The following is a 15820-nucleotide window of genomic DNA, read 5'->3' on the forward strand; positions in this document are numbered from 1 at the left end:
CGCTCGACTCCCGCCCGACCGGAGAACTCCGATCCGTAGAGAACATCATGTGTGTTACAGCGGGGCTACGGTGACTTTTCGAAGCGGGCGCGGCGGGGTCATTGCCCGATCTTGACCGAATGGCACGCCCTCGACGGCCGGAATCACATCGGTGAGGGGATCACCGGCACTCGATCGGTCATCCGAGCGGCCCGGTGCCCGTGAGCGCACAGCGGTCGGCCAGCTCGTCCATCGACAGGCCGAGGGCCCGGGCCAGGGCGGAGACCGTGAAGAAGGCCGGGGTCGGGGCGCGGCCGGTCTCGATCTTGCGGAGGGTCTCGGCGGAGATGCCCGCGCTCGCGGCGACCTCGGCCATGCTCCGGTCGCCACGGGCCTCGCGGAGCAGCTTGCCGAGGCGCTCGCCGCGTTCGCGCTCTTCGGGGGTCAACGGGGTGCGCACCATGACGCCATTCTAATACCGGTATAGTAATTGGCATGGTGGAACTGAAGACGGACGCATCGATCGATGCCATGTACGAGGCCGGCCAGGTCGTCGCCCGCGCCCTGACGGCCGTACGGGAGGCCGCGGCGGTCGGCGTCTCCTTGCTGGAGCTGGACGAGCTGGCGCACGGGGTGCTGCGCGAGGCGGGCGCGACCTCGCCGTTCCTCGGTTACCGGCCGTCCTTCGCGCCGACGCCCTTCCCGGCGGTGATCTGCGCTTCGGTGAACGACGCGATCGTGCACGGCATCCCCACCGCCTACCGGCTGCGCGACGGCGACCTGGTCTCGATCGATTTCGGCGCCCAGCTGAACGGCTGGGCCGGTGACTCGGCGCTCAGCTTCACCGTGGGAGCGGCGCGGCCTGCGGACCTGCGGCTGATCGAGACCGCCGAGCGCGCCCTCGCCGCCGGTATCGAGGCGGCCGTCGTCGGCAACCGCGTCGGCGACATCGCGTACGCGATCGGCAGCGTGTGCCGGGCGGCCGGCTACGGGGTGCCGGCCGGATTCGGCGGTCACGGGATCGGCCGCCGTATGCACGAGGATCCGCCCGTCCCCAACGAGGGCCGGCCCGGCCGGGGTCTGCGTCTGCGGCGCGGCATGGTCCTGGCGATCGAGCCCATGCTGATCGCCGGCGGCACCGACGGATACCACGAGGCGCCCGACGGCTGGACCCTCAAGACGAACGACGGCTCGCGGGCGGCCCACGCGGAACACACGGTGGCGATCACGGATGAGGGGCCTCGGATTCTCACGGAGCGGGGGGCTGCGCCGGCTGGGGGGTGAGGTGGGGGCGGCCGGGCGGGGTGTCGACATGCCGTCGTTCGGCTGCGGCGCGGCGCGCAGTTCCTCGCGCCCCTTGTCGGTGGTGCCGTGCCGCTCCTGTTCCGGCACCCCCTGCCGGTGCGGCGTCGTTCGGCTGCCGCGGCGTCGTGGCCGGGCGCGCAGTTCCCCGCGCCCCCTACCGGTGGTGCCGTGCCGCTCCTGTTCCGGGCACCCCCTGCTGATGCGGCGTCGTTCGGCTGCCGCGACGTCGTGGCCGGTCGCGCAGTTCCCCGCGCCCCTTACCGGTGGTGCCGTGCCGCTCCTGTTCCGGCGCCCCCTGCTGATGCGGCGTCGTGCGGCTGCCGCGACGTCGTGGCCGGGCGCGCAGTTCCCCGCGCCCCCTACCGGTGGTGCCGTGCCGCTCCTGTTCCGGCACCCCCTGCTGATCCGGCGTCGTTCGGCTGCCGCGGCGTCGTGGCCGGGCGCGCAGTTCCCCGCGCCCCTTACCGGTGGTGCCGTGCCGCTCCTGTTCCGGGCACCCTCTGCTGATGCGGCGTCGGACGGGTGCCGTGGTGCCCTGTCGTCACGACGTGCCGGGGCTTCTTGGGCGTGACAAGGTGGACTGGGTGCCCTCAGCGGCTCCTCAGGTGTAGCGCCGCACGGCATGGGCACCCGTCCGCACCGGCAACCGCACGTCGATCGAACGGAACGCCATGACCAGCGGCTTCACCAGCCCGGAGGGCTACGGCGACCCCTTCGGTGAGTTCCTGGCCCGCTTCTTCGGCGGGTCCCGCCCCGGCCCTCGCCAGATCAACATCGGTCAGCTCCTGAGCCAGCCGGCCAGGGAGCTGGTCCGCGGCGCGGCGCAGTACGCCGCCGAACACGGCAGCCGTGACCTGGACACCGAGCACCTCCTGCGCGCGGCCCTCTCCGCGGAGCCGACCCGTACACTGCTCAGCCGGGCCGGCGCGGACCCCGACTCACTCGCGACGGAGATAGACGAGCGCTCCGGCCCCGCCCAGCACCCGCCGGGCGAGGCGCCGCCGCCTACCTCGCTGTCGCTCACCCCGGCCGCCAAGCGCGCCCTGCTGGACGCGCACGACCTGGCCCGCTCGCGCGGCGCCGGGTACATCGGCCCGGAGCACGTGCTCAGCGCCCTCGCGGCGAACCCGGACTCCGCGGCCGGGCACATCCTGAACGCGGCCCGCTTCGCCCCGGCGGCCGGCGGCGCCCGGCCCGAGCCGCCGGACGCCGCGCAGCCGCGCCCGGAGCGGCCGTGGCCCACCGAGACGCCCACCCTCGACAAGTACGGCCGCGACCTCACGGAGCTGGCCCGCGAGGGCCGCGTCGACCCGGTGATCGGACGGGACGAGGAGATCGAGCAGACCATCGAGGTGCTCTCCCGGCGCGGCAAGAACAACCCGGTACTGATCGGGGACGCCGGCGTCGGCAAGACGGCCGTCGTGGAGGGCCTCGCGCAGCGCCTTGCCGACGGCGACGTGCCGGACGTGCTGGGCGGCCGCCGTGTCGTCGCCCTGGACCTGCCCGGCGTGGTCGCCGGCACCCGCTACCGCGGCGACTTCGAGGAACGCCTCAACAACATCGTCGGCGAGATCCGCGCCCACTCCGACCAGCTGATCGTCTTCATCGACGAACTGCACACGGTCGTCGGCGCGGGCGGGGGCGGCGAGGGCGGCTCGATGGACGCCGGGAACATCCTCAAGGCGGCCCTGGCCCGCGGCGAGCTGCACATCGTCGGCGCGACGACGCTGGAGGAGTACCGGCGGATCGAGAAGGACGCGGCGCTGGCCCGGCGGTTCCAGCCGATCCTGGTGCCCGAGCCGTCGGTCGCCGACGCGATCGAGATCCTGCGCGGCCTGCGGGACCGCTACGAGGCCCACCACCAGGTCCGCTACACCGACGAGGCGCTGACGGCGGCCGTGGAGCTGTCCGACCGGTACCTGACGGACCGGCGGCTGCCCGACAAGGCCATCGACCTGATCGACCAGGCCGGCGCCCGGGTGCGGCTGGGGGCGCGCACCAAGGGCACCGACGTGCGCGCGATGGAGCGCGAGGTGGAGCAGCTGGCCCGGGACAAGGACCAGGCGGTCGCCGACGAGCAGTACGAGCAGGCCACGCAACTGCGGGACCGTATCGTCGAGTTGAAGCGCCGGATCACGGACGCCGCGCACAGCGACGAGGTGGACGAGGGCCAGCATCTGGAGGTCACCGCCGAGGCGATCGCCGAGGTGGTGTCGCGGCAGACCGGGATCCCGGTGGCGAGCCTCACCCAGGAGGAGAAGGACCGGCTGCTGGGTCTGGAGGAGCACCTGCACGAGCGGGTCGTCGGCCAGGACGAGGCCGTACGGGTCGTCGCGGACGCGGTGCTGCGCTCGCGCGCGGGGCTGGCGAGCCCGGACCGGCCGATCGGCAGCTTCCTCTTCCTCGGCCCGACCGGCGTCGGCAAGACGGAGCTGGCGCGCGCGCTCGCCGAACAGTTGTTCGGCAGCGAGGAGCGGATGGTCCGCCTGGACATGAGCGAGTACCAGGAGCGGCACACCGTGAGCCGGCTGGTGGGCGCCCCGCCCGGCTACGTCGGCCACGAGGAGGCCGGGCAGCTCACCGAGGCGGTGCGCAGGCACCCGTACTCGCTGCTCCTGCTCGACGAGGTGGAGAAGGCGCATCCCGACGTCTTCAACATCCTGCTCCAGGTCCTCGACGACGGCCGGCTCACCGACTCCCAGGGCCGCACGGTCGACTTCACCAACACGGTCATCGTGATGACGAGCAACCTGGGCTCGGAGGCGATCACCCGGACCGGCGGGGGCATCGGCTTCGGGCCGGGCGGCGCGGACGCCGACGAGGAGGCGCGCCAGGAGCGGATCCTGCGGCCGTTGCGCGAGCACTTCCGGCCGGAGTTCCTCAACCGCATCGACGAGATCGTCGTCTTCCGCCAGCTGACCGGTGAGCAACTGCGCCGGATCACCGACCTGTTGCTGGAGGGCACCCGTCGGCTGCTGACCGCGCAGGACATCGCGGTCGAGTTCAGCGAAGCGGCCGTCGACTGGCTCGCCGAACGCGGATACCAGCCGGAGTACGGCGCCCGGCCGCTGCGCCGCACCATCCAGCGCGAGGTCGACAACCGGCTGTCGAGGCTGCTGCTCGACGGGCAGGTCGAGGAGGGCGACCGGTTGACGGTCGAGGTCGAGGACGGGCGGCTCGCGTTCCGCACCGGGCCGCCCGTCCCCGCCGTGGAGCTATGACGCCGGGCGCACCACCTGCGCCGAACCGCCGCCCCGCCGTGTCTTCTCGGCGGCCGCCAGCCACTTGCCGTCGGGCAGCCGCTGGACGCCGGTGGCGGCGCCGATCTCCGGGTTGAGCCGGAAGGAATGACCGAGGGCCTCCAACTGCCTGGCCACGTCGCTTCCGTACAGCCCGGGTTCGAGTTCGGTCTGGGCTGCGTTGCGCTGGCTGGCGCGGGGTGCGGCGATGGCGTCCACGAGCGGCAGCTTCCGGTCGAGGAAGCCGGTGAGGGTCTGCAGCACGGTGGTGATGATGGTCGCGCCGCCCGGCGAACCGAGCGCCACGACGGGCTTGTCGTGCCGGTCGAGGACGATGGTCGGCGAGATCGAGGAGCGCGGCCGCTTGCCCGGCCCCGGCAGGTTCGGGTCGTGCACGGCCGGGTTGGCCGGGGCGAAGGAGAAGTCGGTCAGCTCGTTGTTGAGGAGGAAGCCGCGGCCGGGGACGGTGATGCCGCTGCCGCCGGTCTGCTCGATGGTGAGCGTGTAGGCGACGACGTTGCCCCACTTGTCCGCCACTGTCAGGTGCGTGGTGTTCTCGCCCTCGTACGTGGTCGGCGCGGCCGTGCCGCCGGCGCCGCAGGGCACGGGGTGCCGCGGGTCGCCGGGGGCGAGGGGGCTGGTGAGGACGGCGTCGTCCTTGATGAGGCAGGCGCGTGAGTCCGCGTACTTCTGGGAGAGCAGTTCCTTCGTCGGCACGTCCTCGAAGGCGGGGTCGCCGACCCAGCGTCCGCGGTCGGCGAAGGCGATGCGGCTGGCCTCGATGTAGCGGTGCAGGTACTGGACCTGGGTCGCCTTGGACAGGTCGGTGCGCTCCAGGATGTTCAGCGCCTCGCCCACGGTGGTGCCGCCGGAGGAGGAGGGCGCGATGGAGAAGACGCCCAGACCGCGGTACGACGTTTTGGTGGGGGCCCGGAATTCGGCGCGGTAGGCGGCGAGGTCCTTCGCCGACAGCTTGCCCGGGCGGGCGTTCCAGCCCGAGGCCGGGTCGACGGGCGGGTGGTTGACGGTGTCGACGATGTCGTCGGCGATGTCGCCCCGGTAGAGCTCTCGAACGCCGTTCCTGCCCAGCTCCTTGTAGGTGCGGGCGAGGTCGGGGTTCTTGAAGGTGGAGCCGACCGCCGGAAGCCGTCCGCCGGGCAGGAAGAGCCGGGCGGTGTCGGGGAAGTAGCGGAAGCGGGTCTCGTTGGCGGCGGTCTGGCTGCGGAAGGTGTCGTCGACGGTGAAGCCGTCGCGGGCCAGGCGTTCGGCGGGCTTCAGCAGCGTGCCGAGCTTTCTGCTGCCCCACTTGTCGAGGGCGCTCGCCCAGGTGGCGGGCGTTCCCGGGGTGCCGACCGCGAGGCCGCTGCTGACGGCGTCGGTGAAGGCGAGCGGTTTGCCGTTCTCCTGGAAGAGGTTCGCGTCGGCGGTCCGCGGGGCGGTCTCGCGTCCGTCGATGGTGCGCACGGTGCGGGACTTGGCGTCGTAGTAGACGAAGTAGCCGCCTCCGCCGATGCCGGCGGAGTAGGGCTCGGTGACGCCGAGGGCCGCGGCGGTGGCGACGGCCGCGTCGACGGCGTTGCCGCCGTTCCTCAGCACCTCGATGCCGGCCGCGGAGGCGTCGGCGTCGACGCTGGCCACGGCGCCGCCGTAGCCGACCGCGACCGGGGTCTTCTCGACGGCCGTTCTCGCGGCGGCGGGCGGGGCCGCTGCCCCCACCGAGACGACGGCGGCCGAAACCGCCAGGACCGACAGTTTCCGCGCGACAGGGCGACGCATCCGTACCTCCAGTCCAGGAACGTCCGCGCAGCGTAACCACATTCGAGCGGCCCCGACAGTCCGCCTCGACGCACTGTCATACGACTGCCACGCCTCGAACACGGGTACGTCACCGGAACGTTCGCCCGCTAGCATGCGCGCCCATGAACGACGACGTGCGCAACATCGTCCTGGGCGTGGTCGCGGGCGGCATCAGTGCCGCGCTCGGCTGGGTTGCCCGCACCTACCTGTGGAAGCGCCGACTCCGGCGCAAGCAGGCGTTCTTCGGGCTGCCGGACAACTCCGAGTCGCTGCTCGTGGTGAACCGTGGCGCGGCCGGCCCCGAGCTCGCGGTGATGCGATACGACGTGTTCGCGCTGCTCGAACTGGCCGCACTGATCAAGGACTGCGGCGCTCAGGCGCAGGTCGTCGCGCACGACGCGGCACGGCAGGGTTTCGGTGAGCGCACCGAGTTCTGCGTGGGCGGGCCGGCGTCAAATCGGCGGATGACGGCGCACCTCGCCTCGTTGCTGCCCGGCGTACGGATGAACGTCGACGCCGAACCCACGCCCGACCGCGGGGCGTTGCAGATCGGCGCCGAACGGTACCGACTGGAGGCGGGGGTCACGGAGTACGTGCTTCTCGCGCGGCTCACCGTCGAGGCGAGCCCGCACAACCGGCCCGTCTTCCTCTTCTGCGGCCAGACGGCCATCACCAACCAGGCCGCGACCCGCTATCTCGCCCGCCATCACGAGCGCCTGCAGCGCAAACACCGCCACAACTCGTTCGTGCTGCTGCTGAAGGTCGTCAACTCACACGCGTACGGCCCGGACGTGGTGGAGGAAGTGGCGGACGTGACGCGGGCGGCGCGGGCGCCGCTGCCCGCGCAGGCGACCGCGGCCCGCCCCTCCCACCGCGCGTCCTGACGCCCGCCCGGTCCGGCCTGACCTCGTCGTCGGCACGATCAGCCCCGCCGCCCGGCGAGCACAACCCGTCCGGCGCACGGCTGACCTTCTCCTCGCCGGCGGGCGACCCGTCGAACGGGCCGGTTCCGCCGCGCGAGCAGTGATCTCCGACCGTGGCCGGGCGGGTGGAGCTCTCTGGGTGGACTGCTGCCTCTGGGTCCTCGCGGACCGGATGAACGGCACATCGTAGTCGAGACGTCGGAGTCGGCGGGCATGCCCGGAGCCGATCGGGGGCCCGCGACGCCGAATCACCGCCCGTGGTCACAGGGCGAGTTCACCTGCCGACTCGTGGTGAACGGCGGGCCGGCGCGGGCGGTCGCAGGGACCCGCGCCGCCGCGGTCGTCAGGCCTCCGCCACCTCGCCGTAGAGCTGGGACAGTTCGGGGACGCCGTTCGCCGCCCACTCGTGGCCGGCCGCGACCACGTCGAACTCACGGCCGGACGCCAGCCGGACGAGGGGGCGGCCGCCCGGCCAGACCTGCCACTGCGCGCCGGGGACGGTGCGCACGGTCACCGTGCCCAGGTAGAGCCCCGCGTCGTTGCCGAGCCACGGGAGGATCTCCTCGTCGTCGCGCCAGCGCGGCACCAGCTGGTCCAGGGCCTCCAGGGAGCGCACGGAGTCGTCGAGGAGGACGCCTTCCCGGGCGGCCAGGGAGCGCAGCAGGTCGCATTCGGAGAGCAGTTCGGCGATCCCCTCGGGATCGGCCGCCAGCGTCGCCTCATCCTGCTTCTTGCGCCTGATGCCCAGGAACGGGATGTTCATGGCCTCAGAGTGACATTCACACCGATGTGCGCACCATAGGGCGCGCGGGCGACCCCGTCGGGGCGGGACCGCCCTCGCCGCGCGCCGCCGCTCACACCTCCAGGTCGACGACGACCGGCGCGTGGTCCGAGGCGCCCTTGCCCTTGCGCTCCTCCCGGTCTACGTAGGCGTCCTTCACGGCCTTGGCGAACGGCTCGTTGCCGTAGACCAGGTCGATGCGCATGCCCCGGTTCTTGGGGAAGCAGAGCTGGCGGTAGTCCCAGTACGTGAACGGGTGGTCGTACTTCAGGGGGCGCGGGACGACGTCGGAGAGGCCTGCCTCGCGCAGCGCGGCGAGGGCGGCGCGCTCGGCGGCCGTGACGTGCGTGGAGCCCTCGAAGGCGGCCGGGTCGAAGACGTCGTCGTCGGTCGGCGCCACGTTGTAGTCGCCGAGCACGGCGAAGGGGCGGCCGCCGGCGGCGTCCCCGGCGACGGCGGCCTTGAGGGCCTCGAACCACTGGAGCTTGTAGGCGTAGTGCGGGTGGTCCACCTCGCGGCCGTTGGGCACGTACACCGACCAGACGCGGACCGGGCCGCAGGTCGCGGAGATCGCGCGGGGCTCGGGAGCGCCGTCGTAGCCAGGGTCGCCGGGCAGGCCCTTGACGACGTCCTCCAGGCCGGCCCGGGAGATCACCGCCACGCCGTTCCACCGGCCGGTGGCGTGGACCGCCGCCTCGTAGCCCAGCTCGCGCAGCTGGTCGAACGGGAACTGCTCCTCGGCGACCTTGGCCTCCTGGAGGCACAGCACGTCCGTGCCGCTGCTCTCCAGCCAGGCCAGGAGCCTCGGCAGGCGGGCGGTGATCGAGTTGACGTTCCAGGTCGCGATGCGCATGCCTCACAACCTACCGGGCGCCACCGACACTCACAGAGCCGTGCTCTCCCCCGGCGCCAGCCGTCGGTGCTCCGCGCCGCCGAGGGCCGCGATCTGGTTGTCGTAGATGGGGCGGGCGAGGTCGGTGAGCAGCGCGTCGTGGATGTCGTAGGCGCGCTGCGGCTTCACCTCGCGGACGTAGTCGATGACTTCGGAGATCTTGCTCCAGGGGGCCATGACGGGGAGCATCAGCGTCTCCACGGCCGTGCCGGGGACGGTGAGCGCGTCGCCGGGGTGGAAGACGCGGCCGCCGTCGATCAGATAGCCGACGTTGGTGATGCGCGGCAGGTCGGGGTGGATGACGGCGTGCAGTTCGCCGTGGACCTGGACGTCGAATCCCGCGGCGGTGAAGGCGTCGCCGTGGCCGACGGTGTGGACGCGGCCCGGGTAGGCGGCGGAGAGCCGCTCCGCGACCGAGCGGAGCGTCCACAGTTCGGCGGCCGGGTCGGCGTCCAGCGCGGCCCGCAGCCGCCCCTCGTCGAAGTGGTCGGGGTGTTCGTGCGTGACCAGGATCGCGTCGGCGCCCGCGGCAGCGTCGGGCTCGCTGAACCCGCCCGGGTCCAGGACGAGGGTGCGCCCCTCCTTCTCCAGGCGGACGCAGGCGTGCGACTTCTTCGTGAGCTTCGTGGTCGTCATGTCGTCCATCCTGCCTTCCGGAGTGCGGGGAACGACGCTCACTCGGGGGGTGTGGTCTCCTCCTGGATGACCTGCTGGGCCACCCGGAAGGCGCTGTTCGCCGCCGGTACGCCGCAGTACACGGCGGCCTGGAGCAGGACTTCCTTGATCTCGTCGGGGGTGAGGCCGTTGCGCAGGGCGGCGCGCGTGTGGAAGGCGAGCTCCTCCAGGTGGCCGCCGGCGACGAGCGCGGTGAGGGTGACGCAGGAGCGGGAGCGCCGGTCGAGGCCGGGCCGGTCCCAGATCTCGCCCCAGGCGTAGCGGGTGACGAAGTCCTGGAAGTCGCCGGAGAAGTCGTCGGCCTGCGACAGCGCCCGGTCGACGTGGGCGTCGCCGAGCACTTCCCGGCGCACCTTCAGTCCCGCGTCGTAGGGGTCGGGGCGACCCATGACCTGCGGCGGTTCGACCAGGCCGGCGGGCGCGATCTCGGCGACGGGGGCGGGCGGGGGCGGGGCGACGGCCGGCTTGAGGGAGACGCCGGGCACGGCGGTCTGCCCGGTGGTGTGGTCGAAGGCGGGCTGCCAGGCGGTGGAGAAGTGCCGCACCAGCAGGTCGGTGACGGCCGCGGGCTGTTCCACCGGCACCAGGTGGGAGGCGCCGGGGACGACGGCCAGGCGGGCGTCCGGGATGCCGGCGACCAGGGTGCGGGCCTCGGCGGGGCCGGTGACCTGGTCGTCCGAGCCGACGAGGACCAGCGTCGGCACGCCGACGAGCCCGAGCTCGGCGCGCACGTCGAACGCGGCGAGCGCCTCGCAGGCGCCGATGTAGCAGCCGGGGTCGGTGGTGCGCACCATCTGCACCGCCCAGTCGGTGATGGCGGGCTGCGCGGCGGCGAAGCCGCTGGTGAACCAGCGGTCGGGTGAGCTGCGGGCGATGGGGTCGAGGCCGTTGGTCCGCACGATCACGCCGCGCTGGCGGAACTCGTCCGCCGTGCCGAACCGCGGGGAGGCGGCGATCAGCGCGAGCGAGGCGACGCGTTCGGGGTGGCGCAGCGCCAGCTCGACGCCGACCGCGCCGCCGAGCGCGCAGCCGGCGTAGCCGAAGCGTTGCACGCCGAGCGCGTCGAGCGTGGCGAGCAGCCGCGCGGCGAGGTCGGCGACGGAGCCCGCGGGATGGGCGGGGGCGCCGCCGTGGCCGGGCAGGTCGTAGCGGAAGATCCGCCACTGCCGCGCCAGCTCGGGGACCTGCCGGTCCCACATGTGCCATGTGGTCCCCAGGGAAGGGCCCAGGATCAGGACCGGTGCGTCTTCCGGCCCGTCAAAGCGGTATTGCAGGGTGTTCGGTGGTGTCTCGCTCACCCGTCAGACCCTCTCATCTCTCACGTACACCCCTCCAACTAGGGGGCGCTGGATACCGTCCCGAGGAGGGTTGCAGACCTGCGGGCCGCGTATCGCCCGAGGCATCGGATGATCTCACGACGGGTCTTGCCCTCCTGGGGGCGGCGTTCACAGCACGCCTGGGTGCGCGGGTCGGAGCCGGGTGAACACGATGCGGTGCAGGGCGGCGTTGGCCTGGCGGTCGCCGCCGTAGTCGAGCCGGCGCGTGCTCCGCCGGCCAGAGGAGTACTCGATGGGGCTGATTCCGCAAAGGGCGGCAAAGGACGCCTCGGAGTTCAGCCGCTCGGGGTCGTCCCCCTACCGCACCCTCGTCTCCCCCACCGTCGTGGGCCCTGACCGCCGTCAGGACGTTGCCCGGCGGGGCCTCGCCGTCTCACCCGCTCCTCAGAGAGACCACACAGGCAACGGATCATGTCGTCCCGCACTCCGGGTAACGTCAGGGTATGAGTCACCCGCACCCCGAACTGAAAGCCGCCCCTCCCCTTCCCGAAGGAGGGCTGCGAGTCATCGCCCTGGGCGGCCTGGGGGAGATCGGCCGCAACATGACCGTCTTCGAGCACGCCGGCAAACTGCTCATCGTCGACTGCGGTGTGCTGTTCCCCGAGGAGACCCAGCCCGGCGTGGACGTGATCCTGCCGGACTTCACCTCGATCCGGGACCGGCTGGACGACATCGTGGCCATCGTCCTCACCCATGGCCACGAAGACCACATCGGCGGCGTGCCGTACCTGCTGCGCGAGCGGCGCGACATTCCCGTCGTCGGTTCCAAGCTGACGCTGGCGTTCCTGGAGGCCAAACTCAAGGAACACGGAATCCGACCGCGCACGGTGCGGGTGCGGGAAGACGACCGGCGGGGCTTCGGGCCCTTCGACTGCGAGTTCGTGGCGGTCAACCACTCCATTCCGGACAGCCTCGCGGTCGCGATCCGCACCGGCGCCGGGATGGTGCTGCACACCGGTGACTTCAAGATGGACCAGTTCCCTCTCGACGACCGCATCACCGATCTGCGTGCCTTCGCCCGGCTCGGCGAGGAGGGCGTGGACCTGTTCCTCACCGATTCCACCAACGCCGAAGTGCCCGGCTTCACCACATCCGAGCGTGAGCTGAACCCGGCGATCGAGCAGGTGATGCGCACCGCGCCGCGCCGCGTCATCGTCTCCAGCTTCGCCAGCCATGTGCACCGCATCCAGCAGGTACTGGACGCCGCCCACCAGCACGGCCGCAAGGTCGCCTTCGTCGGCCGGTCGATGGTCCGCAACATGGGCATCGCCCGTGACCTGGGCTATCTGAAGGTCCCGTCCGGTCTGGTCGTGAGCACCAAGGAGCTGGAGAAGCTCCCGGACCACAAGATCACTCTGGTGTGCACCGGCTCCCAGGGCGAACCGATGGCCGCGCTGTCACGAATGGCCAACCGCGACCACCAGATCCGCATCGGCAAGGGCGACACCGTACTGCTCGCCAGCTCCCTCATCCCCGGCAACGAGAATGCCATCTACCGGGTGATCAACGGACTCACCCGGTGGGGCGCCCACGTCGTCCACAAGGGCAACGCCAAGGTGCACGTCTCCGGACACGCCAGCGCCGGCGAACTCGTCTACTGCTACAACATCGTCAAACCCCGCAACGTCATGCCCGTACACGGCGAATGGCGCCATCTGCGGGCCAACGGCGACCTCGCCATCCGTACCGGTGTCGACCCCGACCGCGTCGTCATCGCCGAGGACGGCGTGGTCGTCGACCTCGTCGACGGGCGCGCGTCCATCACCGGCAAGGTCCCCGCCGGCAACGTCTACGTGGACGGCATGGAAGTCGGCGGGGCGACCGAAGCGTCCCTGAAGGACCGCCTCACCCTCGCGGAGGAAGGGGTGGTCACGGTGGTGGCGATCGTCGACGCGGACACCGGCGCCCTCGCCGAGCCCCCCGACTTCCTGGCCCGGGGCTTCGTCCACGACGACACCACCTTCGAGCCGGTCGTCCCCGTCATCGAGAAGACCCTGGCCACCGCGGCCGAGGAAGGCGTCGGGGACGCCCGCCAGCTCGAACAGCTCGTCGCCCGCGCCGTGGCGAACTGGGCCTTCCGCACCCACCGCCGCAAGCCCCTGATCATCCCCGTCATCATCGACGCCTGAGCCACGGCCCGGCAGCGCGGCCCGCGGTTCCGGTCGCGGTCCTGCCGGCATCGCGGCCGGGCACGGGAGTCCACCTCTCGAGGCTCCTCCGTCGGGGTCAGCCGCGGACCGATGCCTCGGCCACCGCCCGGCCCGTTCGCGGTGCGGCACGCGTAGCGCGTGTGACGAGCGGCGCAAGCCCGGACGCCGTCGCGGTCAGTAGGTGACCAGGGAGATGGCGATGTAGTGCGCGGTGAAGGCTGCCACGGTCAGGGCGTGGAAGACCTCGTGGTAACCGAACCAGCGGGGTGAGGGGTCGGGCTGCTGCAATGCGTAGACCACCGCGCCCGCGCTGTAGAGGAGACCGCCGACAACGATCAGGACGACCACGGCCGCTCCGCCGGTGTGCTGGAAGTCGGGCATGTAGCACACCGGCGCCCACCCCAGGGCCAGATAACACGGGGTGTACAGCCAGCGCGGAGCTCCGATCCACAGGACCCGGAACACGATGCCGGCCAATGCCCCGGTCCATACGATCCACAGCAGCGTGGACCGCTGTTCCGGCCGGAGGAGGAGCACGGCCAGGGGGGTGCAGGTACCGGCGGTGATCAGGAAGATGTTGGCGTGGTCGAGTCGTCGTAGAAGAGCCTCGCCCACTGGTCCCCAGGTGCCGCGGTGGTAGATGGCGCTCGTCGCGAACAGCAGCCAGGCGGTGACCGAGTACACGGCACAGGCCAGGGCTGCCTGCGGAGTACGGGCCAGGCAGATGAGTACGACGCCCAGGATCAGCGCGGCGGGGACCATTCCGGCATGGAGCCAGCCACGCAATTTCGGCTTGATCGGTTCGGCCAGGTCGGCCGCCCGCTCCACCAGGGCGGAGACCGAATGAGCCTTCTCCCCTGCTTGTCCGCCTTGCGATCCGTCCGGCGACCCGTCTTCACGACGCTCTCCACGCGCTGGTGCGACGTGACCGTACTCCACTTCAGCGGCATCACGGGACACAGCTTCTCGTTCTCCCTCGGGCGACAGGACGTCACTGATTGCAATGCGGCAATGCTAAAACTCACTCCGGCAGCCTCATGGAATGTCGGTCCAGGGCCCCAGGGCCACCACCGGGCCCGGGCCGGCTCGCCACCGCGTGAACTTCAGCCCCGTCGAGCCTCCCACCGATCGAGCCTGCCGAAGCCGAGCAGAACGGCCTGCCATGGGAAAGATCAGGGGTTTGCGAACGGGCATCTCCGCTCGCCCATGCGCAGGGATCGCCGATGCTTCCTGAGGTCCGCCCCCACGTATCCACTGCCCTCGCAGACCAGTTGGAACACCCACTGGAGACCTTGAGCTCACCGCCCGGCGCGTTCTGCATGCGGACCGTCGACGGGACGATCCGGATGGACGGCAAGCCTTCCTCGCCGCTTGGACGGGCACCTGACCGTCTGCTGCTCCGAACTGCGCGAACAGAGGCGCAGAGCGTGCGGCACCCGAACCGGACGACGCTCGCGGCAACTGAGGTCAGGAAGTTCGGCCGAGGTCGTACCCGCCTCCGCCTCGACAGATCAGGGGCCGCGCAGGCATGCCTGCGCGGCCCCTGATCCTGTGCACGCCCGGCACGAGAGCAGGCCCTTCGTCCGGTGAGGCCCGCACGGGCGGCGCTCACCGGACGCAGCGTGCGCGATCCCCGGGCAGGTCTGCGAGGTCAGACCAGGTTGATGTTCTCGGCCTGCGGACCCTTCTGGCCCTGGGTGACGTCGAACGTCACGGCCTGGCCCTCCTGGAGCTCACGAAAGCCCGTGGAGTTGATCGCGGAGTAGTGCGCGAAGACATCCGGGCCGCCGCCGTCCTGGGCGATGAAACCGAAGCCCTTCTCCGCGTTGAACCACTTCACAGTTCCCGTTGCCATGTCTGATGCCTTCCAGTGGATGAACGCCTCCCACTCCATGTGGAAGGCAGAGGTGATCGCCCTGGTCCCTGCGGCACAGCACAGCAAAACGCCCACGCCGAAGGCGTGGGCAAGAGGGAAATCCGAACCACGACAGCTGACGCAGACGCTACACGCCCACACGCCGCGTCACCACAGGAAATGATCACACCGCATGGCAGACCGTGCGCGCGGCGCCCGCCGACTCGGACGGGCACGCTCATCTCACGCTGCTGCGGTCGGGTTCGCCGATTCGGTGGCGCGACGGTATTCGGCGTTGAGGCGCTGGGCTTCCTCGAGCTGGTCTTCGAGGATGATGATGCGGCAAGCGGCCTCGATGGGGGTGCCGTGGTCGACGAGTTCCCGGGCGCGGGCGGCGATGCGCAGCTGGTAGCGGGAGTAGCGGCGGTGGCCGCCCGCGGAGCGCAGCGGGGTGATGAGGCGGGCTTCGCCGATGGCGCGCAGGAAGCCCTGCGTGGTGCCGAGCATCTCGGCGGCCCGGCCCATGGTGTAGGCGGGGTAGTCGTCGTCATCGAGACGGCCGAGCGTGTCGTCTGCTGTCATTGCACCTCTCTGGGGAACGCGTGGAGGGGCCCTGGCGCCGTACCGGCACCAGGGCCCCGAAGGAACTACTACACCATCTGCCGGCCCTGATACTGCACCGGCCCTCTGTTGCCGCAGACCCGACCGAGACGCTCTCGGGGGCGCGGGGATCGCGGTTGCTCGACCGGAGACCACCTCACTATCGATGTCCTGCGGTACCCGGGTCCAGGACTTCCACCCGGGCGATCCTGATGGCGCTGGGCTCCTCCGTTCTTCCCTCTTGATCAACTACTCACTGCTGGGTACTGCGAACCTTCTCCTACTGG

At 71.5% G+C, this 15820-nt stretch carries 14 protein-coding genes; 4 read left to right on the forward strand and 10 right to left on the reverse strand.

Features of this window, described 5'->3' with window-relative positions:
* Positions 1-178: 178 nt before the first annotated feature.
* Positions 179-442: a helix-turn-helix domain-containing protein gene (locus ACIRS4_RS05845; RefSeq protein ID WP_404190524.1), complete on the reverse strand. Its 264-nt coding sequence runs from the start codon at positions 440-442 to the stop codon at positions 179-181.
* 32 nt (positions 443-474) lie between these two features.
* Here ACIRS4_RS05845 and map point away from each other — a divergent pair, with 32 nt between their 5' ends.
* Together map and ACIRS4_RS05855 are read left to right on the forward strand one after the other, a co-directional pair.
* The gene (gene map / locus ACIRS4_RS05850) at positions 475-1263 is read left to right on the forward strand and encodes a type I methionyl aminopeptidase (RefSeq protein ID WP_404190527.1); all 789 of its coding nucleotides are present in this window, start codon (positions 475-477) and stop codon (positions 1261-1263) included.
* A gap of 692 nt (positions 1264-1955) precedes the next feature.
* Positions 1956-4505: an ATP-dependent Clp protease ATP-binding subunit gene (locus tag ACIRS4_RS05855; RefSeq protein WP_404190530.1), complete on the forward strand. Its 2550-nt coding sequence runs from the start codon at positions 1956-1958 to the stop codon at positions 4503-4505.
* Here ACIRS4_RS05855 and ggt read toward each other — a convergent pair.
* Positions 4500-6299, reverse strand: coding sequence for a gamma-glutamyltransferase (ggt, locus tag ACIRS4_RS05860; RefSeq protein WP_404190533.1), 1800 nt, complete (start codon positions 6297-6299; stop codon positions 4500-4502). The two genes, ACIRS4_RS05855 and ggt, sit on opposite strands and share 6 nt — an antisense overlap.
* A 143-nt stretch (positions 6300-6442) precedes the next feature.
* Here ggt and ACIRS4_RS05865 point away from each other — a divergent pair, with 143 nt between their 5' ends.
* Positions 6443-7204 carry a hypothetical protein gene (locus tag ACIRS4_RS05865; RefSeq protein WP_404190535.1) on the forward strand — a complete coding sequence of 254 codons (762 nt, stop codon included), beginning with the start codon at positions 6443-6445 and terminating at the stop codon, positions 7202-7204.
* A gap of 382 nt (positions 7205-7586) precedes the next feature.
* On the opposite strand, the gene ACIRS4_RS05870 is transcribed toward ACIRS4_RS05865, so the two are convergent.
* The 5 genes from ACIRS4_RS05870 to ACIRS4_RS05890 all read right to left on the reverse strand — a co-directional run bounded on the left by ACIRS4_RS05870 (position 7587) and on the right by ACIRS4_RS05890 (position 11207).
* Positions 7587-8006 (reverse strand): DUF6278 family protein, encoded by a 420-nt coding sequence (locus tag ACIRS4_RS05870; protein WP_404190538.1) that lies wholly within the window; start codon positions 8004-8006, stop codon positions 7587-7589.
* A gap of 91 nt (positions 8007-8097) precedes the next feature.
* On the reverse strand, positions 8098-8877 hold the full coding sequence (locus tag ACIRS4_RS05875) for an exodeoxyribonuclease III (protein WP_404190541.1): 780 nt from the start codon (positions 8875-8877) through the stop codon (positions 8098-8100).
* Positions 8878-8907: 30 nt separating this feature from the next.
* The gene (locus tag ACIRS4_RS05880; RefSeq protein WP_404190544.1) at positions 8908-9552 is read right to left on the reverse strand and encodes an MBL fold metallo-hydrolase; all 645 of its coding nucleotides are present in this window, start codon (positions 9550-9552) and stop codon (positions 8908-8910) included.
* Positions 9553-9590: 38 nt separating this feature from the next.
* A complete protein-coding gene (gene pcaC, locus ACIRS4_RS05885; RefSeq protein WP_404190547.1) occupies positions 9591-10889 on the reverse strand; it encodes a 4-carboxymuconolactone decarboxylase in 1299 nt (432 codons plus the stop codon).
* 147 nt (positions 10890-11036) lie between these two features.
* Positions 11037-11207: a transposase gene (locus tag ACIRS4_RS05890; protein ID WP_404191065.1), complete on the reverse strand. Its 171-nt coding sequence runs from the start codon at positions 11205-11207 to the stop codon at positions 11037-11039.
* A 164-nt stretch (positions 11208-11371) separates the two neighbouring features.
* Between ACIRS4_RS05890 and ACIRS4_RS05895 the strand changes: the two genes are divergently transcribed.
* Positions 11372-13057, forward strand: coding sequence for a ribonuclease J (locus ACIRS4_RS05895; RefSeq protein ID WP_404190550.1), 1686 nt, complete (start codon positions 11372-11374; stop codon positions 13055-13057).
* A 195-nt stretch (positions 13058-13252) separates the two neighbouring features.
* On the opposite strand, the gene ACIRS4_RS05900 is transcribed toward ACIRS4_RS05895, so the two are convergent.
* The 3 genes from ACIRS4_RS05900 to ACIRS4_RS05910 form a co-directional block, all read right to left on the reverse strand.
* Positions 13253-14038 carry a hemolysin III family protein gene (locus ACIRS4_RS05900; protein ID WP_404190553.1) on the reverse strand — a complete coding sequence of 262 codons (786 nt, stop codon included), beginning with the start codon at positions 14036-14038 and terminating at the stop codon, positions 13253-13255.
* Positions 14039-14729: 691 nt separating this feature from the next.
* A complete protein-coding gene (locus tag ACIRS4_RS05905) occupies positions 14730-14933 on the reverse strand; it encodes a cold-shock protein (RefSeq protein ID WP_055495910.1) in 204 nt (67 codons plus the stop codon).
* 243 nt (positions 14934-15176) lie between these two features.
* Complete coding sequence (locus ACIRS4_RS05910) at positions 15177-15515, reverse strand: MerR family transcriptional regulator (RefSeq protein WP_404190556.1); 339 nt, start codon at positions 15513-15515, stop codon at positions 15177-15179.
* Between the last annotated feature and the right edge of the window lie 305 nt (positions 15516-15820).

This window comes from Streptomyces sp. NPDC101166 (assembly GCF_044768125.1).
Classification (GTDB): Bacteria; Actinomycetota; Actinomycetes; order Streptomycetales; family Streptomycetaceae; genus Streptomyces.

What these genes read in the sequence shown, in the direction of transcription:
- ACIRS4_RS05880 (WP_404190544.1), bottom strand. Translation starts at nt 9,552, where the DNA reads ATGACGACCACGAAGCTCACGAAGAAGTCGCACGCCTGCGTCCGCCTG.
- ACIRS4_RS05870 (WP_404190538.1), bottom strand. Translation starts at nt 8,006, where the DNA reads ATGAACATCCCGTTCCTGGGCATCAGGCGCAAGAAGCAGGATGAGGCG.
- ACIRS4_RS05895 (WP_404190550.1), top strand. Translation starts at nt 11,372, where the DNA reads ATGAGTCACCCGCACCCCGAACTGAAAGCCGCCCCTCCCCTTCCCGAA.
- ACIRS4_RS05845 (WP_404190524.1), bottom strand. Translation starts at nt 442, where the DNA reads ATGGTGCGCACCCCGTTGACCCCCGAAGAGCGCGAACGCGGCGAGCGC.
- ACIRS4_RS05905 (WP_055495910.1), bottom strand. Translation starts at nt 14,933, where the DNA reads ATGGCAACGGGAACTGTGAAGTGGTTCAACGCGGAGAAGGGCTTCGGT.
- ggt (WP_404190533.1), bottom strand. Translation starts at nt 6,299, where the DNA reads ATGCGTCGCCCTGTCGCGCGGAAACTGTCGGTCCTGGCGGTTTCGGCC.
- map (WP_404190527.1), top strand. Translation starts at nt 475, where the DNA reads ATGGTGGAACTGAAGACGGACGCATCGATCGATGCCATGTACGAGGCC.
- ACIRS4_RS05865 (WP_404190535.1), top strand. Translation starts at nt 6,443, where the DNA reads ATGAACGACGACGTGCGCAACATCGTCCTGGGCGTGGTCGCGGGCGGC.
- ACIRS4_RS05910 (WP_404190556.1), bottom strand. Translation starts at nt 15,515, where the DNA reads ATGACAGCAGACGACACGCTCGGCCGTCTCGATGACGACGACTACCCC.
- ACIRS4_RS05875 (WP_404190541.1), bottom strand. Translation starts at nt 8,877, where the DNA reads ATGCGCATCGCGACCTGGAACGTCAACTCGATCACCGCCCGCCTGCCG.
- ACIRS4_RS05855 (WP_404190530.1), top strand. Translation starts at nt 1,956, where the DNA reads ATGACCAGCGGCTTCACCAGCCCGGAGGGCTACGGCGACCCCTTCGGT.